The sequence below is a fragment of the Pseudomonas sp. BF-R-01 genome, assembly GCF_019946615.1.
Lineage (GTDB): Bacteria > Pseudomonadota > Gammaproteobacteria > Pseudomonadales > Pseudomonadaceae > Aquipseudomonas > Aquipseudomonas migulae.
Genome location: NZ_JAGYFX010000064.1, coordinates 14,306 through 34,441 on the forward strand (window position 1 = coordinate 14,306; position 20,136 = coordinate 34,441).

Below are 20,136 nucleotides of genomic sequence, written 5' to 3' on the forward strand. Positions count from 1 at the left end.
AAAAACCGGCGTTTTTTGTCTTTACCACTACATTTCGCCAAACCTGCGTAATAGACACAGTCAGCAACTGACAGGCGGCACCCGGGGCCGCTACAATTACCGACTTTGTCGCAACGCTTGGAGCTCAACCTTCCGTGCCCGTTCTGCGTCTACCGCTTCTCCCTGCCGCGGCAGGTAAACAGCACTGGGGCAACCTGCCCGGTGCCGCCCTGAGCCTGGCCATTGCCGAGGCTGCCAGCGCTGCCAAGCGCTTTACCCTGCTACTGACCGCCGACAGCCAAAGTGCCGAGCGGCTGGAGCAGGAGCTGGGTTTCTTCGCCCCGGATTTGCCGGTGCTGCATTTCCCGGACTGGGAAACCCTGCCCTACGATCTGTTTTCGCCACACCAGGACATCATTTCCCAGCGCATCGCTGCTCTATATAGATTGCCGGAGTTGAGCCATGGCGTGCTGGTGGTGCCGATCACCACGGCCCTGCACCGCCTGGCGCCGACCAAATTCCTGCTCGGCAGCAGCCTGGTGCTGGACGTTGGCCAGAAGCTCGACGTCGAGCAAATGCGCACCCGGCTTGAGGCCAGCGGTTATCGCTACGTCGACACGGTGTACGAGCACGGCGAATTCACCGTCCGCGGCTCGCTGATCGATCTGTTCCCGATGGGCAGCAAACTGCCCTTCCGGATTGACCTGTTCGATGACGAAATCGAAACGCTGCGCACCTTCGATCCGGAAAACCAGCGCTCCATCGATAAAGTCGACACCGTCCGCTTGTTGCCCGCACGGGAATTCCCGCTGCAGAAAGATGCGGTCACCCGTTTCAAGGCACGCTTCCGTGAGCGCTTCGACGTCGATTTCCGCCGCTGCCCGATCTTTCAGGACTTAAGCAGCGGGATTACACCGGCGGGTATCGAGTACTACTTGCCGCTGTTCTTCGACGAAACCTCGACCCTGTTCGATTACCTGCCCCAGGACACCCAGGTGTTTTCCCTGCCGGGCATCGAGCAGGCGGCGGAAAATTTCTGGAACGACGTGCGCAATCGTTATGAAGAGCGCCGTGTCGATCCGTCCCGTCCTTTATTACCGCCAGCCGAATTGTTCCTGCCGGTGGAGGACTGCTTCGCACGCCTGAAGAACTGGCCGCGCGTCGTCGCCAGTCAACAGGACGTTGAAACCGGTGTCGGCCGCGAGCGCTTCCCGGCGCGGGAACTGCCAAATCTGGCCATCGAAGCCAAAGCCACTCAACCGCTGGCCGCGCTGGCCGGCTTCCTCGACGAGTTCCCTGGTCGCGTGCTGTTCACCGCCGAGTCTGCGGGCCGTCGTGAAGTGCTGCTGGAACTGCTGGAACGCCTGAAGCTGCGACCGAAAACCGTCGACAGCTGGCCCGACTTTGTCGCGAGCAAGGAGCGCCTGGCGATCACCATCGCACCGCTCGACGAAGGCCTGGTGCTCGACGATCCGGCCCTGGCGCTGGTCGCCGAAAGTCCGTTGTTCGGTCAGCGCGTGATGCAGCGCCGTCGCCGTGAAAAACGCGCCGACGCCAACAACGACGCCGTGATCAAAAACCTCACCGAACTGCGCGAAGGCGCGCCGGTGGTACACATCGATCACGGCGTTGGCCGCTATCTGGGCCTGGCAACGCTGGAAATCGACGATCAAGCCGCCGAGTTCCTAACCCTGCAATACGCAGAAGGCGCCAAACTGTACGTGCCGGTGGCCAACCTGCACCTGATCGCACGCTACACCGGCAGCGACGATGCCCTGGCCCCATTGCATCGTCTCGGCTCGGAAACCTGGCAGAAAGCCAAACGCAAAGCTGCCGAACAGGTGCGCGATGTGGCGGCTGAATTGCTCGACATCTATGCCCGCCGCGCTGCTCGCGAAGGTTATGCCTTCGAAGATCCGAAAGCCGATTACGCCACTTTCAGCGCCGGGTTCCCGTTCGAAGAAACCCCGGACCAGCAAACCACCATCGAAGCCGTGCGCGCCGACATGCTCGCGCCAAAACCGATGGACCGCCTGGTCTGCGGCGATGTCGGTTTCGGCAAGACCGAAGTGGCAATGCGCGCAGCGTTCATTGCGGTACACGGTGGTCGTCAGGTGGCGATCCTGGTGCCGACCACCCTGCTCGCCCAACAGCACTACAACAGTTTCCGCGACCGCTTTGCCGACTGGCCGGTGACTGTGGAAGTGATGAGCCGCTTCAAGTCGGCCAAGGAAGTGAATGCCGCCGTCACCGACCTTGCCGAAGGCAAGATCGACATCGTCATCGGCACGCACAAGCTGTTGCAAGACGACGTAAAAATCAAAAACCTCGGGCTGGTGATCATCGACGAAGAACACCGTTTCGGTGTCCGTCAGAAAGAACAGCTCAAGGCCCTGCGCAGTGAAGTCGACATCCTCACGCTGACCGCCACGCCGATTCCGCGCACGCTGAACATGGCAGTGTCCGGCATGCGTGACCTGTCGATCATCGCGACACCGCCGGCCCGCCGCCTGTCGGTGCGGACGTTCGTCATGGAGCAGAACAAGAGCACGGTCAAAGAGGCGTTGCTGCGGGAGCTGCTGCGTGGCGGCCAGGTCTACTACCTGCACAACGACGTGAAGACCATCGAGAAATGCGCCGCCGACCTCGCCGAACTGGTGCCGGAAGCGCGGATCGGCATCGGCCACGGACAGATGCGCGAGCGCGAACTCGAACAGGTGATGAGCGACTTCTACCACAAGCGCTTCAACGTGCTGATCGCCTCGACCATCATCGAGACCGGCATCGACGTGCCAAGCGCCAACACCATCATCATCGAGCGCGCCGACAAATTTGGCCTGGCACAGTTGCACCAGTTGCGTGGCCGCGTCGGTCGCAGTCACCACCAGGCCTATGCTTATCTGCTGACACCGCCGCGCCAGCAAATCACCCCGGACGCAGAAAAGCGTCTGGAGGCGATCGCCAATACCCAGGACCTCGGCGCGGGCTTCGTGCTCGCCACCAACGACCTGGAAATACGTGGCGCCGGCGAACTGCTGGGCGACGGGCAGAGCGGGCAGATCCAGGCGGTCGGCTTCACCCTGTACATGGAGATGCTCGAGCGTGCGGTGAAGTCGATCCGCAAGGGCGAACAACCGAATCTCGATCAGCCGTTGGGCGGTGGCCCGGAAGTCAATTTGCGTGTTCCGGCGCTGATTCCCGAAGACTATCTGCCGGATGTCCACGCGCGACTGATTCTCTACAAACGCATTGCCTCGGCCACCGATGAGGATGGTCTCAAGGACCTGCAAGTCGAGATGATCGACCGTTTCGGCCTGCTGCCGGAGCCGACCAAGAACCTGATGCGCATCACGGGGCTGAAGTTGCAAGCCGAAGTGCTGGGCATCAAGAAAGTCGACGGCGGCCCGCAAGGCGGCCGGATCGAGTTCGCGGCGCAGACACCGGTCGATCCGCTGACCCTGATCAAACTGATTCAGGGCCAGCCTAAACGCTACAAATTCGAAGGGGCCACGATGTTTAAATTCATGGTCCCGATGGAGCGCCCGGAAGAGCGCTTTAATACTGTAGAGGCATTGCTTGAATGCCTCATTCCGAAAACTGCTTGAAGGACGCCGCATGCGCCTGTTTCGTTTACTGACTTTGCTGACCACCCTGGTCGCCCCAACGGCGTTTGCCGATGACCTGTATCAGATCGAAATGATTCTGGTCCGGCAAAACGCCGTGCCCGCCATCGTCAGCCGCGCCGCGCCGGAAGACTGGGCCGCCGGCGCCCAGCAAATTCGCCCCGAGAGCCTGCGTACGCCGAGCCTGAATGGCGAAGTGGAAAAACTCACCGCCAGCAATGAATACACGGTGTTGCTGCACAAGGCCTGGCAGCAAAATCTCGGCGAAGAAGCCAGCAAAGTTGCGGTCAGCGACGGCAAGGAACAGTTCGGCCAATTCCCGATCGAGGGCACGCTGAACCTGAAACTGGGGCGTTTCACCGACGTTGACGCCGACTTCTGGGTCAACCAGATCGACGCCAACGGCATGGTGACCGCCAGCGAACGCCTCAAACAAGAAAGCCACACCAAGAACGGCCAGTTGAACTTCCTCGACAACGGTCACCTCGGCCTGCTGATCAAGATCACCTCGCTCACCGCCCCTGCGCCTCGGCCAGTCCCCGAACAAATTCCGGACTGATTGAAGTCCCTATGCCCGCGACCCTGAGCAAACCCCTGGCACCTTCATGGGTCAGTCGATTCAAGGAACAAAGCCTGGAGCGCGGCCGCCGCTATGCGCTGGAGAACCGCGTCAGGATCGTGGAAGTCGGCGACGCAACCATTACTGCCGCGTGCGAAGGTTCTGGCGGTAACGTTTACCGTCAGACCATTCGCCTGCGCGAGTCAGCAAAAAGCACGCTGCTGATGGTCGATGCCACGTGTACATGCCCGGTCCGCAGCAACTGCAAACATTGCGCAGCCGTGCTGTTGAAGGTGCAGGAAACCCTCGCCTACCCCGCCGCTGCTCAAGACGCCGAACTGCTGGAAAAACTCCAGGCCGTACTGGAAAACCGCAGCCCGAAAGCACCGCCGCAAGTGCTGGTGGACAACGTGCAACCGGTGCCGCGCCTGTGGCTGGCGAGCATTGAGTTCAGCGCCTTCGAGCCGCGCAACGGCAAGATGCAGCGTTACATCCAGCATCGTGCTGCGTTGTCCTTCAGCTATCTGGATGAATACGTTTGCGGGCAGAAAAACGCCGACATCCTGATACGTCAGGAGGCGCAGACATTACGGATAAAACGCCACCCGGAAGTCGAACAGGCCTACAGGGAACAGTTACGAATCCTCGGTTTCAAGATCGCCACCCGGCAAAGTAAAGCCTTGCCGGAAAGTGCCGGCGAACTCTATGAGATGGTCAATGACAGTGCCTGGCTGACCTTCACGCTCAATGAGTTGCCGAAGCTGCGCACCCAAGGCTGGGAGTTGCAGATCGACGAGGATTTCGGTTTCGACCTGACCGCCGTGGACGACTGGTACGCCACCGTCGAACAGGCGCCGGAGCGCGACTGGTTTGATCTCGAACTGGGGATCATCGTCAATGGTGAGCGGCTGAGTCTGCTGCCCATCCTGTTGAACCTGATGCGCTCCCACACCGAGATCCTCAACCCGGAACGCCTCGCACGGCGTCGCGACGATGAATTGATTTTGGTGAACATCCCCCATCGCCCGAACTCCGAGCATGGGCCGTTGCAAGTCGCCCTGCCCTTTGGCCGATTGAAACCGGTGCTGGCGACCCTCGGCGAGTTCTATCTGCAAGAGCCCGGCGAAACCACGTTGCGCCTGAGCAAGGCCGACGCGACGCGCCTGAATCCGCTGGAAGACCTGCCGCTGCTCTGGGAAGGTGGCGAACAAATGCGCAGCTTTGCCCAGCGTCTGCGGGACATCAAGGACTACACCGCGACAGCACCGGAAGGCTTGAACGCGACCTTGCGCCCCTATCAGCTGGAAGGCTTGAGCTGGATGCAGTCGCTGCGGCAACTGGAGGTTGGCGGGATTCTCGCGGATGACATGGGCCTGGGCAAAACCCTACAAACCCTGGCGCATGTTCTCAGTGAGAAAAACGCCGGGCGCCTCGATCGTCCGTGCATGGTGGTGATGCCCACCAGCCTGATTCCCAACTGGCTCGACGAAGCGGCGCACTTCACACCGCAACTGAAAGTACTGGCGCTGTACGGCGCCAGTCGTAAAAAGCATTTCGACAGTCTGGCCGATTACGACCTGATCCTCACCACCTATGCGCTGCTGCCCAAGGACGTCGAACGCCTGGCCGCACAGCCACTGCACGTGTTGGTGCTGGACGAAGCGCAATACATCAAGAACCCCAACAGCAAAGCCGCCCACGCCGCACGCGAGCTGAATGCACGCCAGCGTTTGTGCCTGAGCGGTACGCCACTGGAAAACCACCTGGGTGAGCTGTGGTCGCTGTTTCACTTCCTGCTGCCCGGCTGGCTCGGCGACGTGAAAAGTTTCAACCGCGATTACCGCGTGCCGATTGAAAAGCGCGCCAGCGAAGTACGACTTCAACACCTCAACGGCAGGATCAAACCGTTCCTGCTGCGCAGGACAAAAGAGCAGGTAGCGACGGAGTTGCCGCCGAAAACTGAAATCATCCATTGGGTCGAGCTCAACGAAGCCCAGCGTGACGTGTACGAAACCATGCGCTTGGCGATGGACAAGAAAGTCCGCGACGAAATCACCCGCAAAGGCGTGGCACGCAGCCAGATCATCATCCTTGAGGCGCTGCTGAAGCTGCGCCAGGTCTGCTGCGACTTGCGCCTGGTCAACGACGCGGCCCTGCCGACGCGCGGAAGCACCTCGGGCAAGCTCGACAGCCTGATGGAAATGCTTGAGGAGTTGTTCGAGGAAGGCCGACGGATTCTGCTGTTTTCGCAGTTCACTTCGATGCTGGCGTTAATCGAGGTCGAACTGAAGAAGCGCGGCGTGGAGTATGCGTTGCTGACCGGCCAGACTCGCGACCGACGCTCCCCGGTGAAAGACTTCCAGAGCGGCAAGCGTCAGATCTTTCTGATCAGCTTGAAGGCAGGCGGTGTTGGCTTGAACCTGACGGAGGCGGATACGGTGATTCACTACGATCCGTGGTGGAACCCGGCGACGGAAAACCAGGCAACCGACCGCGCGTATCGCATCGGCCAGGAGAAACCGGTGTTCGTTTACAAGATGATTGCCCGGGGCACGGTGGAAGAGAAAATTCAGCACCTGCAGAAGGAAAAATCCGATTTGGCAGCAGGCGTGCTGGATGGGCGCAAGGCTGGGGACTGGAAGCTGCAGAGTGATGATATTGAGGCGTTGTTTGCGCCGCTGCCGGAGAAAATCGATAAGTAGCGGCGCCAGTTAGATTGCCATCGCGAGCAGGCTCGCTCCCACAAGGGTTCTGGCCTACCCAAATCCCCCTGTGGGAGCGAGCCTGCTCGCGATAGCGTCGACTCGGTCTATCGACAGACTAACCTTTAAGCACCCGCGCCAACGTCGACTTCACCTTGCCCATTCCGTCATGCAACGCCTGCTCGATCTCGGCCATGGTAATCACAGCCGTCGACTTGCCCGCCGCCGGGTTCACCACCAGCGCCAGGCACGCGTAATCCAGCTCCAGCTCACGCGCCAATGCCGCTTCCGGCATGCCGGTCATGCCGACGATGTCGCAACCGTCACGCTCCAGTCGCGCAATTTCCGCCACCGTTTCCAGGCGCGGCCCCTGCGTGCAGGCATACACGCCATGACTGCTGTAGCCAACGCCTTCAGCCGCCAATGCCGCGATCAATTGCTCGCGCAGCGGTTCGCTGTAGGGATAGCTGAAGTCGATGTGGGTGACCTGTTCCAGGTCATCGGCAAAATAGGTGTGTTCGCGACCGCTGGTGTAATCGATCAGTTGATGCGGCACGCAGAAATGCCCGGTGCCCATCGCGGCATGAATCCCACCGACTGCGTTGACCGCAAGAATCGCTTCGGCGCCGGCCTGCTTAAGTGCCCAGAGGTTGGCGCGGTAGTTCACCTGATGCGGCGGGAAACGGTGCGGGTGACCGTGACGCGCGAGGAACAGCACTTCCTTGCCGGCGTACTCACCGATCTGCACCTCGGCCGAAGGCGTGCCGTAAGGGGTGTCCACCGCCAGTGACTGACGAATGCTCAGGCCTTCCAGTTGAGTCAGGCCGGTGCCACCGATAATCGCGTAAACCGTCATAACGTAAAGCCCTTATTCAATCAGTTGAGCGTCTTTGAGCGCACCAATGGCCGTCAGCCAGCGCGGGTCTTGACGGTATTCAGTGCTGGCATACGACTGGCCGCGCATCCGCGCAATGCGCTCGGACGGCTTGACCTTCAGACGCTGGGCGGCACTCAGCGCGAGCTCCGCAGCGGCGCGGTCGTTGCACACCAGGCCCATGTCGCAACCAGCGCTCAGCGCGGCTTCGATACGGCTGGCAGCATCGCCGACCACGTGAGCGCCGGCCATCGACAGGTCGTCGCTGAAGATCACGCCGTCGAACTGCAACTCGCCGCGCAGGATGTCCTGCAACCAGCGGCGGGAGAAGCCGGCCGGCTGGGAATCGACTTGTGGATAAATGACATGGGCCGGCATGACGGCGGCCAGTTGCTTGCTCAATTTGGCAAACGGCACCAGGTCGTTGGCGCGGATTTCATCGAGGCTGCGCTCGTCATTCGGGATCGCGACGTGGGAATCGGCCTCCGCCCAGCCGTGGCCAGGGAAGTGCTTACCGGTGGCGGCCATGCCGGCGCTGTTCATGCCACGGATAAATGCACCTGCCAGCAGCGCGGCGCGTTCCGGGTCACCTTCGAACGAACGGGTACCGACCACGGCGCTGCGCTGGTAATCCAGATCCAGCACCGGGGCAAAGCTCAGGTCTAGGCCGACGGCCAACACTTCGGTCGCCATGATCCAGCCGCACTGCTCGGCCAGGTATTCGGCGTTCAGGTTGTCGGCAATGGCGCGCATGGCCGGCAGTCGCACGAAGCCCTGGCGCAGGCGCTGCACCCGACCGCCCTCCTGATCCACTGCCAGCAGCAGATCAGGTCGAACGGCGCGGATGGCGGCGCTCAGTTCACGCACCTGGCGCGGGTGTTCGATGTTGCGGGCAAAAATGATCAGGCCGCCCACTTCCGGTTGGCGTAACAATTGGCGATCTTCAGCCGTCAGCCAGGTACCGGCGACGTCCACCATCAACGAGCCTTGCAGGCCAGCAGTCATAGAGATTCCTTGATAACGATAAACCCGGCTCGCACGCGTTCGCCGCTGCGGACTTTACCCGGCAGGTCGGCGATATCTATGGGGAGCGGGTTCAGAACGAGAGTCGGCATGGGCGGCTAGCTTAGCGGATGTCAGCTGCCGCGCCCACCCGTGCGCGGTTAAACCTTGGCGGCAACCTGTGTCGATTTGCTGCGCGGACGCAATTGCGCAGTGGCCATGGCCGTGTCGGTCACGCCGGTTTCGGCGCGCATGCCAGCAGCCAGGAACGGCACCATCAGGCGCATCACTTGTTCAATGGAGGTGTTGACACCGAAATCGGTCTCGGCAATCGCGCGCAAGGCCTTGATACCGGACATGCTGAACGCTGCCGCACCCAGCATGAAATGCACGCGCCAGAACAGCTCGATCGGCGGAATGCGTGGCGCGGCTTCGTTGACCAGCATCATGTAGCGACGGAATACCTTGCCGTACATGTCTTCCAGATAACGACGCAGGTGACCCTGGCTCTGACTGAACGCCAGCCCCAGCAAACGCATGAAAATCGAGAGATCGTTGCCGCTGCGTGGCTGTACCACCAGGGCTTGCTCGACGAGAATTTCGAGCAGTTCTTCAAGTGTCGGTTTGTTCTCGGGCTTGGCCTGACGCCGCTCCAGCTCTTTATCAAGGCTTAAACAGAACGGCCCGAGAAAGCGCGAGAAGACGGCTTGAATCAGCGCCTTCTTCGACCCGAAGTGATAGTTCACCGCCGCCAGATTGACACCGGCCTTGCTGGTGATCAGACGCAACGAGGTTTCTGCGAAACCTTTTTCCGCGAACAACTGCTCGGCAGCATCAAGAATGCGTTCAACGGTTTCCGACTGGGCCATGGCTACTCCGCCTGACAAACACTTGTTTGAAACATACGTTTCAGCCCAGGCCTTGTCAAGTCTGGTGGTTCGTTTTGGGAATGGCCGGTCAGCTATTTAACCATACAACGACGACGCTTTAATCAGCCGGCTGATCGACCGTCTGGCGGCCGGTAAAAAAAGGGGCATTGCCAAGTCGCTTTCACTGTATATAATCCCAGTCACTGTATAAAAAGACAGAGCGATCAATATGCTAAAGCTGACGCCACGCCAAGCCGAGATTCTGGCCTTCATCAAACGCTGCCTGGAAGACAACGGCTACCCGCCGACCCGCGCGGAAATCGCTCAGGAACTGGGTTTCAAGTCGCCCAACGCAGCGGAAGAACACCTCAAGGCGCTGGCTCGCAAGGGTGCGATCGAGATGACGCCGGGCGCATCCCGCGGCATTCGCATCCCTGGTTTCGAAGCCAAGGCCGACGAATCCACCCTGCCCATCATTGGCCGAGTGGCTGCCGGTGCACCGATCCTTGCCCAGCAGCACATCGAAGAATCCTGCAACATCAACCCTGCCTTTTTCCATCCTCGCGCGGACTATTTACTGCGCGTTCATGGCATGAGCATGAAGGACGTGGGCATTTTCGACGGCGACCTGCTGGCTGTCCATACCACCCGTGAGGCCCGCAACGGCCAGATCGTGGTGGCGCGGATCGGCGACGAAGTTACGGTTAAACGCTTCAAGCGTGACGGCAGCAAAGTCTGGTTGATTGCAGAAAACCCTGAATTCGCCCCTATCGAAGTGAACCTGAAAGATCAGGAACTGGTGATCGAAGGCTTGAGTGTCGGCGTCATTCGCCGCTAAAGGAGGCTTTATGCAGTTCCCACACACATCACAGCAAGCCCAACTGCCGTTGTTCGAGGCGTTCATGGTGCAGCCGATGGCACCGATTCTGAAGGATGTGGTCGAGTCGCCCTGGAGCGCCGAACCTGAAGTTTTCAGTGAGCTGTCATTGCGTGGTGCGGCCGGGAACTGCCTGAGCCTTCTGGCACCGATCCTCAGGGAACTGAGCGAGGATCAGGACGCGCGCTGGCTGACATTGATCGCCCCGCCGGCCAGCCTGACACAAACCTGGCTTCGAGACGCCGGCCTGAATCGTGAACGCATTCTATTGCTGCAACCGCGCGGCACCCAGAGCGCACAACAACTGACCTGCGAAGCGTTGCGTCTGGGTCGCAGCCACACGGTCGTCAGCTGGCTCAATCCACTGAGCACCACTTCACGGCAACAGTTGATCAGCGCCGCCCGGACCGGGGACGCACAAAGCCTGAACATTCGACTGGGTTAAACGAAGCACGCATTGAACTGCGCGGGGCTTCTCCAAGGATAGAGAAGCCGGTCTGTAGCGGTATCAGGAAAAAGCGACGAACGGGATCAATGAAGGACCCGTGAGCTCTCATCCGTATTGAAATCACCTTCAACCAAGCGGCCAGCCATCTGAACGCCGACGCTCAACATCGCCTTGGCGACTTCCACGTGTTGGCCCTGCAGGAACGCTTTGGCATCCTCAGAGAAATCCAAAGTAACCAGAGAACCCTCGTCCTCGGCCCTGCGCAGCTCGATTCGGCCGTCTGGTAACTCGACAATTTCTAGAAAGGACGTTGGCATAAAGGTCTGTTCTCCACGAAAGGCGGCGATTATATAGGCATCGGACAGGCTTCGCTCAGGATCTTGACCAGATGCCATTACGAAGAGACATTTCTCACAGCACTCATCCCTGAAACGGACAGCCCGTCGGACCCTCCGTTAAACACTCAATCCCTCAGCACTCATTCAACCCTTCGCGAAAACGAATCGCCAGGCCTTTCAGGTTCTGACGCCAGCTCTCCAATTCCTCCCGGCTCAGCTCTTCCGGCGAATCTTCTTCATCCAGATTAACGGCCAGGATCAGCGGCTGCGTCACGTCGCCCTTGGGTTTGTGCGGTGCACGCGGCGGCTGGAACAACGCAGCATGAGCCGACAGCAGCTTGGCCAGCCAGGTTTCCGGGTTTTGCGCCAACTCGACCATCTCGGCCATTTCCGGAATGGCAATGGCTTCCAGCACTTCCCGAGTCAGCAACATCTCCGCCCGAGGCGCATTGGCCTGAGGCAAGCGATAGAAACCGGCAATTTCATGGCACAGCCCCAGCAACGCACCGTACAAGTGAAACAACGCCGATTCGCGCCCGGCCTGAATCAGCGCCAGGGAGTTCATCGCCCGCCCCTCTTCAGCCTTGGCAAGCGCTTCCAGCGACAGGCCGGCGAAATAAATCTTCTGATTGGTACGGGTATAGAGTTCGTGGGCCATGACGGCAGCCTCCACAACGAAATAATTGCTTCACGCAGGTCAGACAGTGTCGTGGATCACCCAAGCACACCGCAAGCCCCAAACAAAAAGGCCGCATGAAAACCCGAGGGTTGTCATGCGGCCTTTTAATTACAGCGCTGTTTAAGCTTTGGCTGCTGGACGCTTGTCTTCAACCGTCCACTTGCCGCCGTCATAATACGCTTTCCAGCCAGTCGGCTTACCGTCGACTTCCGTCTGCACGTACTGCTCTTTGGTCTTGCGGCTGTAACGGATCACGGCAGGGAGACCGTCCGGGTCCTTTTTCGGCGCTTCACAGAGGAAGTGGTACTTCGGATCGATCTCATCCTTGTGCGGGATGATTTCCATGACCAGCGGCGCACGGGTCTCGCGGTTTTTCGGGAACTGGCTGGCGGCCAGGAACAGACCGGAAGCCCCGTCGCGCAGGATATAAGTGTCGTTGACCTTTTCGCATTTCAGCTCAGGCATCTTCACCGGATCCATCTTCGGCGGCGCCGCATCACCGCTTTTCAGCAGTTTGCGGGTGTTCTTGCACGTTGCGTTGGTGCAACCGAAGAACTTGCCGAAACGGCCAGTCTTGAGCTGCATCTCGCTGCCACACTTGTCGCATTCCAGGCTCGGACCTTCGTAGCCCTTGATGCGATAGGTGCCCTCTTCGATTTCGTAGCCGTCGCAATCCGGGTTGTTGCCGCAGATGTGCAGCTTGCGCTTCTCGTCGAGCAGGTAAGCGTCCATCGCCGTGCTGCAGATCGGGCAACGATGCTTGCCACGCAGCACCAGCGATTCCGACTCACCCTCGTCGTCCGCGGCGATTTCATCACCCGGCACCAGGTTGACGGTGGCCTTGCAGCGCTCTTTCGGCGGCAGGCTGTAACCCGAGCAACCGAGGAACACGCCGGTCGATGCGGTACGGATCTGCATCGGACGGCCACAGGTCAGGCACGGAATGTCGGTCATTACCGGCTGGTTGGCACGCATGCCGCTTTCCGGGCTTTCGGCCACTTCGAGCTTCTTCTTGAAGTCGCCGTAGAACTCGTCCAGCACGTTTTTCCAGTCGCGCTCGCCCTGGGCCACGTCATCGAGATTCTCTTCCATGCCGGCGGTGAAGCCGTAGTCCATGAGATTGGAGAAGCTCTCGGACAGACGCTCGGTGACGATGTCACCCATCTTTTCCGAGTAGAAACGACGGTTGTGCAGCGCTACATAACCACGGTCCTGGATGGTCGAAATGATCGCCGCGTAGGTCGAAGGACGACCGATACCGCGTTTTTCCATTTCTTTCACCAGGCTCGCTTCCGAGTAACGCGCCGGCGGCTTGGTGAAGTGCTGGGTCGGATCAAGCTTGATCAGCTTCATCGCGTCGCCCTGGGCCATGTCCGGCAGCACGTCGTCATCGCCAGGCTTGGCGATTTGCGGCATGACGCGGGTGTAACCGTCGAACTTGAGGATACGGCCCTTGGCGCGCAGCTCGAAATCGCCGGCACCGACAGTGACCGTGGTCGACAGGTATTGCGCCGGCAGCATCTGGCAGGCGAGGAACTGGCGCCAGATCAGCTCGTAAAGCCGCTCTGCATCACGCTCCATGCCCGACAGCTTGCTTGGCTCGGTGTTGGCGTCAGACGGACGAATCGCTTCGTGAGCCTCTTGTGCGCCTTCTTTGCTGCTGTAGACGTTCGGGGTTTCCGGCAGGTACTTCTTGCCGAATTCACCTTCAATATACGTACGCGCCATCGTCACGGCATCGGCCGAGAGGTTGGTGGAGTCGGTACGCATATAAGTGATGTAGCCGGCTTCGTACAAGCGCTGGGCCATCATCATGGTTTTCTTCACGCCGAAGCCCAGGCGGTTGCTCGCGGCCTGCTGCAGGGTGGACGTGATGAACGGTGCCGACGGCTTGCTGCTGGTCGGTTTGTCTTCGCGCTTGACGATGCTGTAGCTGGAAGCCTTGAGCTTCTCCAGCGCAGCCATGGCCTGGGCTTCGTTCAGCGGCTTGAACGCTTCGCCCTTCTCGCGAGCGACGTCGAAACGCACGGTAGCGCCCTTGGCAGTGCCGAGGTCAGCGTGGACTTCCCAGTACTCTTCCGGGATGAACGCGCGGATTTCACGCTCACGCTCCACCACCAGCTTCACGGCAACCGATTGCACGCGACCGGCGGACAGGCCACGGGCGATCTTGGCCCACAGCAGCGGCGAAACCATGTAACCCACCACGCGGTCGAGGAAACGACGCGCCTGCTGGGCGTTGACACGGTCGATGTCCAGCTCGCCTGGTTTGGAGAAGGCTTCCTGAATCGCTTTCTTGGTGATTTCGTTGAACACCACGCGCTTGTAGCGGCTGTCGTCACCACCGATGGCTTCGCGCAGGTGCCAGGCAATGGCTTCCCCCTCGCGATCCAAGTCGGTTGCGAGATAGATGGTGTCAGCATCCTTGGCGAGCCGGCGCAGCTCTTCGATAACCTTTTCCTTGCCCGGGAGGATCTCGTACTTGGCTTTCCAGCCATGATCGGGATCGACACCCATGCGCGAGACCAGCTGCTTGCGCGCTTTCTCTTTAGGCGAGAGCACCGGACCTTCACCCGCAGCGGCTTTGCCGCGCTTGGCGGCTGGCTCTTTGCTGGCGCTAGCCGAACCGCTGGTGGGCAGGTCTCGGATATGGCCGATACTCGACTTCACCACGTATTGGTTACCCAGATACTTGTTGATGGTCTTGGCCTTAGCCGGGGATTCCACAATGACCAGCGATTTGCCCATGGATCAGAAAATTCCTGAATTCTAGAAGTGAAAGGCGGTTGGCGCCTGACGCGGCACCGCTATATATAGTGGCTACAAGGTGAGGTCAAGCGCAGGGTTCTGCGCGCTCTCAGCTTATGGCTTGGTAAAAAGGCTCGGTTCGGCTTGCACCAAAGCAAAGCGTGGCACCTGTTCACCGTCAACCTCGACCGACTCCAGGAACATGCTCAAGGGGCGCACCCAAAAGCCGTAATCGCCATACAGGGCTTGGTAGAAGACCACTTCTTCTTCCGTTTCCGAATGCCGCGCAATACTGAATACGCGGTACTGCGGACCTTTGTAATGTTGGTAGAGCCCAGGTTGTATCGGCATGGTTTGGCCCTCACTCAAATTTTTTCAAAATAAAAACAAAATAAATCCGGAAAAACAAAAACCGGGGCACTTGGCCCCGGCTTCCGTCAACGGAACGCTTAAACGCGTTCGAAGACGGTGGAGATGCCTTGGCCGAGACCAATGCACATGGTGGCTACCCCGAAGGTGCCGCCATTTTGCTTCATCACGTTCAGCAAAGTGCCGGAGATACGCGCACCGGAGCAACCGAACGGGTGACCCAGGGCGATCGCGCCGCCGTGCAGGTTAACCTTCTCGTTCATCTTGTCGAGCACTTTCAGATCTTTCAGCACTGGCAGGGCCTGTGCGGCGAAAGCTTCGTTGAGCTCGAAGAAGTCGATATCGTTGATGCCAAGGCCCGCGCGCTTCAGTGCTTTCTGTGTTGCCGGTACTGGACCATAGCCCATGATTGCCGGATCCACACCTGCCACTGCCATCGAACGAATCACCGCCAGAGGCTGGATACCCAGATCCTGTGCACGCTGCGCCGACATCACGATCATGCACGAAGCACCATCGGTGATTTGCGACGAAGTACCGGCTGTCACGGTGCCACCCTTCGGGTTAAACGCTGGCTTCAACGCCGCCAGGCTTTCCAGGGTAGTTTCCGGACGAATGGTTTCGTCGTAGTCGAACAGTTTCAGGAAACCGTTCTCGTCGTAGCCCTGCATCGGGATGATTTCGTCTTTGAACTTGCCTTCCACAGTCGCCTTGTGGGCGAGCTGGTGGGAGCGCACGCCGAAAGCGTCCTGCTGTTCGCGAGTGATGCCGTGCATTTTGCCCAGCATTTCAGCGGTCAGGCCCATCATGCCCGAGGCTTTCGCCGCGTACAGCGACATGTGCGGGTTCGGATCGACACCGTGCATCATGCTCACGTGGCCCATATGCTCGACGCCGCCGACGACGAATACGTCACCGTTGCCGGTCATGATCGCTTGCGCAGCAGTGTGCAGAGCGCTCATCGACGAGCCGCACAGGCGGCTGACGGTCTGGCCGGCAGCGGTGTGCGGGATCTGAGTCATCAGCGACGCCATGCGAGCGATGTTCCAGCCCTGCTCCAGGGTCTGGTTCACACAGCCCCAGATCACGTCTTCGACTTCGTTCGGGTCGACCTTGACGTTGCGTTCCAGCAATTTGCTGATCAGGTGCGCCGACATATCTTCAGCACGGGTGTTGCGGTGCATGCCGCCCTTGGAGCGGCCCATCGGAGTACGACCGAAGTCGACAATCACGACGTCTCTTGGATTCAAGCTCATAAAATTTCACTCTCGCTCAAAAGTTGGGACGCTTAACCGAAGAACCGTTGGCCGGTTTTGGCCATTTCACGCAGTTTTGCGGTCGGGTGGTACAGCGCGCCCAAATCAGCGTACTGGTCAGCCAGGGCAACGAACTCGGCAACACCGATCGAATCGATGTAGCGCAGCGCACCGCCACGGAATGGAGGGAAACCAATACCGTAGACCAGACCCATGTCGGCTTCGGTAGCGGTTTCGACGATGCCGTCTTCCAGGCAACGCACGGTTTCCAGGCACAGCGGGATCATCATCCAGTTGATGATGTCTTCGTCAGTCACTTCGCGCTGTTCAAAGACGATTGGCTTGAGCACTTCCAGTACCGACGGGTCGGCGACTTTCTTCTGCTTGCCCTTCTTGTCGGTCTCGTAGGCGTAGAAGCCCTTGCCATTCTTCTGGCCCAGGCGCTTGGCTTCGTAGAGCACGTCGACAGCCGAACTGCGGTCGTCTTTCATGCGGTCCGGGAAGCCTTCAGCCATAACGTCGCGACCGTGGTGGCCGGTGTCGATGCCGACCACGTCCATCAGGTACGCCGGGCCCATCGGCCAGCCGAATTTTTCCATGACCTTGTCGATACGGACGAAGTCCACACCGGCGCTGACCAGTTTGGCGAAGCCGCCGAAGTACGGGAACAGGACGCGGTTGACCAGGAAGCCCGGGCAGTCGTTGACGACGATCGGGTTCTTGCCCATTTTCTTGGCGTAGGCAACGGTAGTGGCAACGGCCAGCTCGCTGGACTTCTCGCCACGAATCACTTCAACCAGCGGCATCATGTGCACCGGGTTGAAGAAGTGCATGCCGACGAAGTTTTCCGGGCGCTTGAGGGCTTTGGCCAGCAAGGTGATGGAAATGGTCGAGGTGTTGGACGCGAGGATGGTGTCCTCTTTGACCTTGTCTTCCACTTCAGCCAGCACAGCCTGCTTGACCTTAGGGTTCTCGACGACCGCTTCAACCACCAGATCCACGTGACCGAAGTCGCCGTAGGACAGGGTCGGACGAATGCCGTTGAGCACTTCGGCCATTTTCGCCGCGGTCATGCGACCTTTATCAACGCGACCGACCAGCAGCTTGGCGGCTTCAGCCAGGCCTTGCTCGATGCCGTGCTCGTTGATGTCTTTCATCAGGATCGGCGTGCCTTTGGAGGCCGACTGATAAGCGATACCGCCACCCATGATGCCGGCGCCCAATACGGCAGCCTGCTTCACGTCTTTGGCGATTTCGTCGTAGGCCTTGGCCTTTTTCTTCAGTTCCTGGTCGTTCAGGAACAGACCGATCAAGCTCTGCGCGGCAGAGGTCTTGGCCAGTTTGACGAAACCGGCGGCTTCGACTTCCAGCGCTTTGTCGCGACCGAAGTTCGCAGCTTTCTGGATGGTCTTGATCGCTTCAACCGGTGCCGGGTAGTTCGGGCCAGCCTGGCCTGCCACGAAACCTTTGGCGGTTTCGAAAGCCATCATTTGTTCGATGGCGTTCAGTTTCAGCTTTTCCAGCTTCGGCTGACGCTTGGCCTTGTAGTCGAACTCGCCGGAGATGGCGCGTTTGATCAGTTCCAGAGCGGCTTCCTGCAGTTTCTCAGGTGCAACCACTGCATCGACTGCGCCGACTTTCAGCGCGTCTTCAGCACGGTTTTCCTTACCGGCGGCAATCCACTCGATGGCGTTGTCGGCACCGATCAGGCGCGGCAGGCGCACAGTGCCGCCAAAACCCGGGTAGATACCAAGTTTGACTTCCGGCAGACCGATCTTGGCCGTGACGGACATGACGCGGTAGTCCGCCGCCAGGCACATTTCCAGACCGCCACCCAAGGCGATGCCGTTGATCGCGGCGACAGTCGGGACGTTGAGGTCTTCGAAATCGCTGAAAATCTTGTTGGCTTCGAGGTTGCCAGCGACAAGCTCTGCATCCGGCAGCTTGAAGTTCTCGACAAATTCGGTGATGTCGGCGCCGACGATGAACACGTCCTTGCCGCTGCTGACGATCACACCCTTGATCGAAGCATCTGCCTTGATGGTGTCTACGGCCTGACGCAGTTCGTTCAGGGTTAGACGGTTGAACTTGTTGACGGACTCACCCTTGAGGTCGAATTTCAATTCGACGATGCCACTTTCAAGAGCCTTAACCGTGATGGCTTTACCTTCGTAAATCATCAACTGATCTCCACGATATGGAAGCTGAACAGTACACGTCGGAAGCAGGCGAATGGCTTGGCAGTGACGTTTATCGTCGATGCTACGCCAATCCACCCGGCACACCCGCCAACGCGATAGTCGGGATTCTGTAGGAGCGATCTGAAATACAAACGCTCAATTCATACGCCCGTTTGATTTGGGTACGTCACCTTCACGGAATTTCCGACAATTGTCAATCGCCCAAAACACGGGTTGAAACGCGACTTTCCGGTCATTTCCGTAACACGAAGACCTGCAACACCCGGCTGCATGTGAGGCCATTCATAGAATCAATAGTTAGAAAAGTCGCCCTAATTCACGGCAGCCTTTGTTTAACGGGCTACGCTGGGCGGGAGGTTGAGGAAAAAATATGAACGCGTCGGCGAATGCCCGGCGTAAGATCAGCGCACAGCGAATTACCGGCCTGCCTGGCCAACTCCAGCCCGATGTTGAATGTCGGGCTTTTTATTGCCTGGACAATCGTAGGAGCGAGGCTTGCCCGCGAAAGCGGTGTGTCAGGTTGGACGCCTTCGCGGGCAAGTCGGATCGCCGCACCGCTCGCTCCTACAGGGGATCGAGAGTCAGGCTAATGCTTTGAGGGTTGCATCGATTTGTTGCAAAACTGTCGCTTCGCCCTTTTCGCCCCAGTACAACGTGATCATCTGCTTGTCCGCTTCGACCTTGTAGACGTTGGCCGGCAACTTTTCGAAATGAATCAGCAACGCCGGATCCTCACAGACCTCCTGCCATTGATTCACCCAAACGCCCGGAGACTTTTGCCAGTAACTCCAGCAAGCAGGCTGATTGCCGCGACGCGGTCGATGGTACTGCGCGCAAGGGCTCGGCGGTTCCTGGCTCAGCCAGTGCGGCCACTCCTGAGGCGCCAGCTGCATGGCCAGCCCGATGCGTCGCGCCTCCATGCGCAGGGCCATGCGGCCGCTCTGCCCACGGGACGGACGCAACCACGCCAGCGGACTGAGAACCACCAACAGGATTGACACCACTATCCAGACCGTCATATCTGTACTCCCGATTCTTGATGAGCGCTTTGAGTCACTTTGAAAACACTGCGCTTGAAACCAGCCATACTTACCAATATTGCAATCCTCAGGAGGAGCACCTCATGCCCTACAACCACATTCTGGTCGCTGTAGACCTGACCGAAGAGTGCGACCCTGTCATCCACCGAGCTCGCGAACTGTCGGTGAGCAACGGCGCGAAACTGTCCCTGGTGCACATTGTCGAGCCGATGGCCATGGCCTTTGGCGGCGACGTGCCGATGGACCTTTCCCAGTTGCAGCAGCAACAGTTCGATCAGGCCAAGGAACGTCTTGACCGGCTGATCGTGAAGTACCCGGAACTCTCCAAAGAGTACAGCCACCTGACCTACGGCCAGCCACGCCAGGAGATTCATCACCTGGCCAAAGAGCAGACCTGCGACCTGATCGTGGTGGGCAGCCATGGCCGGCATGGCCTGGCATTGCTGCTGGGCTCCACCGCCAATGACGTACTGCACGGCGCACCTTGCGACGTACTTGCCGTGCGCCTGCAAAACAAAAGCTGATAACCGATCCTTGTAGGAGCCGGCTTGCTGGCGATCACGGTGCATCAG

General features: G+C 59.3%; 16 protein-coding genes. 6 read left to right on the forward strand and 10 right to left on the reverse strand.

The genetic code is table 11. The features are described 5' to 3' along the window. Positions 1-134 precede the first annotated feature (134 nt). From mfd to KGB27_RS21300, 3 genes are read left to right on the forward strand one after another with little or no spacing between them, the layout of a single operon-like run. A complete protein-coding gene (mfd, locus tag KGB27_RS21290) occupies positions 135-3,584 on the forward strand; it encodes a transcription-repair coupling factor (protein WP_223556250.1) in 3,450 nt (1,149 codons plus the stop codon). Positions 3,585-3,594: 10 nt separating this feature from the next. Continuing rightward, positions 3,595-4,161 (forward strand): CsiV family protein, encoded by a 567-nt coding sequence (locus KGB27_RS21295; protein ID WP_008028464.1) that lies wholly within the window; start codon positions 3,595-3,597, stop codon positions 4,159-4,161. 11 nt (positions 4,162-4,172) lie between these two features. After that, the gene (locus KGB27_RS21300) at positions 4,173-6,863 is read left to right on the forward strand and encodes a DEAD/DEAH box helicase (protein WP_192226293.1); all 2,691 of its coding nucleotides are present in this window, start codon (positions 4,173-4,175) and stop codon (positions 6,861-6,863) included. A gap of 118 nt (positions 6,864-6,981) precedes the next feature. On the opposite strand, the gene KGB27_RS21305 is transcribed toward KGB27_RS21300, so the two are convergent. From KGB27_RS21305 to KGB27_RS21315, 3 genes are all read right to left on the reverse strand, one after another. Next, positions 6,982-7,719, reverse strand: coding sequence for an S-methyl-5'-thioinosine phosphorylase (locus KGB27_RS21305; RefSeq protein WP_008028469.1), 738 nt, complete (start codon positions 7,717-7,719; stop codon positions 6,982-6,984). Positions 7,720-7,731: 12 nt separating this feature from the next. Then, positions 7,732-8,742: a beta-N-acetylhexosaminidase gene (gene nagZ, locus KGB27_RS21310; RefSeq protein ID WP_223413922.1), complete on the reverse strand. Its 1,011-nt coding sequence runs from the start codon at positions 8,740-8,742 to the stop codon at positions 7,732-7,734. Between the two features lie 158 nt (positions 8,743-8,900). Further along, the gene (locus KGB27_RS21315) at positions 8,901-9,608 is read right to left on the reverse strand and encodes a TetR/AcrR family transcriptional regulator (protein WP_008028474.1); all 708 of its coding nucleotides are present in this window, start codon (positions 9,606-9,608) and stop codon (positions 8,901-8,903) included. Between the two features lie 229 nt (positions 9,609-9,837). On the opposite strand from KGB27_RS21315, the gene lexA reads away from it, so the two are divergent. Both lexA and sulA read left to right on the forward strand, forming a co-directional pair. Next, the gene (lexA, locus tag KGB27_RS21320; RefSeq protein WP_007944149.1) at positions 9,838-10,446 is read left to right on the forward strand and encodes a transcriptional repressor LexA; all 609 of its coding nucleotides are present in this window, start codon (positions 9,838-9,840) and stop codon (positions 10,444-10,446) included. Between the two features lie 10 nt (positions 10,447-10,456). Further along, positions 10,457-10,930, forward strand: a complete 474-nt coding sequence (sulA, locus tag KGB27_RS21325) for an SOS-induced cell division inhibitor SulA (protein WP_008028477.1) — start codon at positions 10,457-10,459, stop codon at positions 10,928-10,930. Positions 10,931-11,016: 86 nt separating this feature from the next. On the opposite strand, the gene KGB27_RS21330 is transcribed toward sulA, so the two are convergent. From KGB27_RS21330 to KGB27_RS21360, 7 genes are all read right to left on the reverse strand, one after another. Next, positions 11,017-11,250: a hypothetical protein gene (locus KGB27_RS21330; protein ID WP_008028479.1), complete on the reverse strand. Its 234-nt coding sequence runs from the start codon at positions 11,248-11,250 to the stop codon at positions 11,017-11,019. A gap of 154 nt (positions 11,251-11,404) precedes the next feature. Continuing rightward, positions 11,405-11,929, reverse strand: coding sequence for a DUF6586 family protein (locus KGB27_RS21335; RefSeq protein ID WP_008028481.1), 525 nt, complete (start codon positions 11,927-11,929; stop codon positions 11,405-11,407). 141 nt (positions 11,930-12,070) lie between these two features. Next, entirely contained in the window at positions 12,071-14,698 is a 2,628-nt protein-coding gene (gene topA / locus KGB27_RS21340; protein WP_008037710.1) for a type I DNA topoisomerase, read from the reverse strand. Between the two features lie 114 nt (positions 14,699-14,812). After that, a complete protein-coding gene (locus KGB27_RS21345) occupies positions 14,813-15,049 on the reverse strand; it encodes a DUF1653 domain-containing protein (RefSeq protein ID WP_008028485.1) in 237 nt (78 codons plus the stop codon). Between the two features lie 98 nt (positions 15,050-15,147). Continuing rightward, positions 15,148-16,323: an acetyl-CoA C-acyltransferase FadA gene (gene fadA, locus KGB27_RS21350; RefSeq protein WP_008028488.1), complete on the reverse strand. Its 1,176-nt coding sequence runs from the start codon at positions 16,321-16,323 to the stop codon at positions 15,148-15,150. 32 nt (positions 16,324-16,355) lie between these two features. Next, positions 16,356-18,503: a fatty acid oxidation complex subunit alpha FadB gene (gene fadB / locus KGB27_RS21355; RefSeq protein ID WP_223556251.1), complete on the reverse strand. Its 2,148-nt coding sequence runs from the start codon at positions 18,501-18,503 to the stop codon at positions 16,356-16,358. A 602-nt stretch (positions 18,504-19,105) separates the two neighbouring features. Continuing rightward, on the reverse strand, positions 19,106-19,543 hold the full coding sequence (locus KGB27_RS21360) for a hypothetical protein (protein WP_008028493.1): 438 nt from the start codon (positions 19,541-19,543) through the stop codon (positions 19,106-19,108). 104 nt (positions 19,544-19,647) lie between these two features. Here KGB27_RS21360 and KGB27_RS21365 point away from each other — a divergent pair, with 104 nt between their 5' ends. After that, positions 19,648-20,088: a universal stress protein gene (locus tag KGB27_RS21365; RefSeq protein WP_008028495.1), complete on the forward strand. Its 441-nt coding sequence runs from the start codon at positions 19,648-19,650 to the stop codon at positions 20,086-20,088. Positions 20,089-20,136: the final 48 nt, after the last annotated feature.

Excerpts from the sequence above, each read along its gene's own strand:
- KGB27_RS21335 (WP_008028481.1), bottom strand. The coding sequence starts at position 11,929 with ATGGCCCACGAACTCTATACCCGTACCAATCAGAAGATTTATTTCGCC.
- lexA (WP_007944149.1), top strand. The coding sequence starts at position 9,838 with ATGCTAAAGCTGACGCCACGCCAAGCCGAGATTCTGGCCTTCATCAAA.
- sulA (WP_008028477.1), top strand. The coding sequence starts at position 10,457 with ATGCAGTTCCCACACACATCACAGCAAGCCCAACTGCCGTTGTTCGAG.
- KGB27_RS21345 (WP_008028485.1), bottom strand. The coding sequence starts at position 15,049 with ATGCCGATACAACCTGGGCTCTACCAACATTACAAAGGTCCGCAGTAC.
- KGB27_RS21295 (WP_008028464.1), top strand. The coding sequence starts at position 3,595 with ATGCGCCTGTTTCGTTTACTGACTTTGCTGACCACCCTGGTCGCCCCA.
- KGB27_RS21315 (WP_008028474.1), bottom strand. The coding sequence starts at position 9,608 with ATGGCCCAGTCGGAAACCGTTGAACGCATTCTTGATGCTGCCGAGCAG.
- KGB27_RS21365 (WP_008028495.1), top strand. The coding sequence starts at position 19,648 with ATGCCCTACAACCACATTCTGGTCGCTGTAGACCTGACCGAAGAGTGC.
- KGB27_RS21305 (WP_008028469.1), bottom strand. The coding sequence starts at position 7,719 with ATGACGGTTTACGCGATTATCGGTGGCACCGGCCTGACTCAACTGGAA.
- KGB27_RS21360 (WP_008028493.1), bottom strand. The coding sequence starts at position 19,543 with ATGACGGTCTGGATAGTGGTGTCAATCCTGTTGGTGGTTCTCAGTCCG.
- fadB (WP_223556251.1), bottom strand. The coding sequence starts at position 18,503 with ATGATTTACGAAGGTAAAGCCATCACGGTTAAGGCTCTTGAAAGTGGC.
- nagZ (WP_223413922.1), bottom strand. The coding sequence starts at position 8,742 with ATGACTGCTGGCCTGCAAGGCTCGTTGATGGTGGACGTCGCCGGTACC.
- topA (WP_008037710.1), bottom strand. The coding sequence starts at position 14,698 with ATGGGCAAATCGCTGGTCATTGTGGAATCCCCGGCTAAGGCCAAGACC.
- KGB27_RS21330 (WP_008028479.1), bottom strand. The coding sequence starts at position 11,250 with ATGCCAACGTCCTTTCTAGAAATTGTCGAGTTACCAGACGGCCGAATC.
- fadA (WP_008028488.1), bottom strand. The coding sequence starts at position 16,323 with ATGAGCTTGAATCCAAGAGACGTCGTGATTGTCGACTTCGGTCGTACT.
- KGB27_RS21300 (WP_192226293.1), top strand. The coding sequence starts at position 4,173 with ATGCCCGCGACCCTGAGCAAACCCCTGGCACCTTCATGGGTCAGTCGA.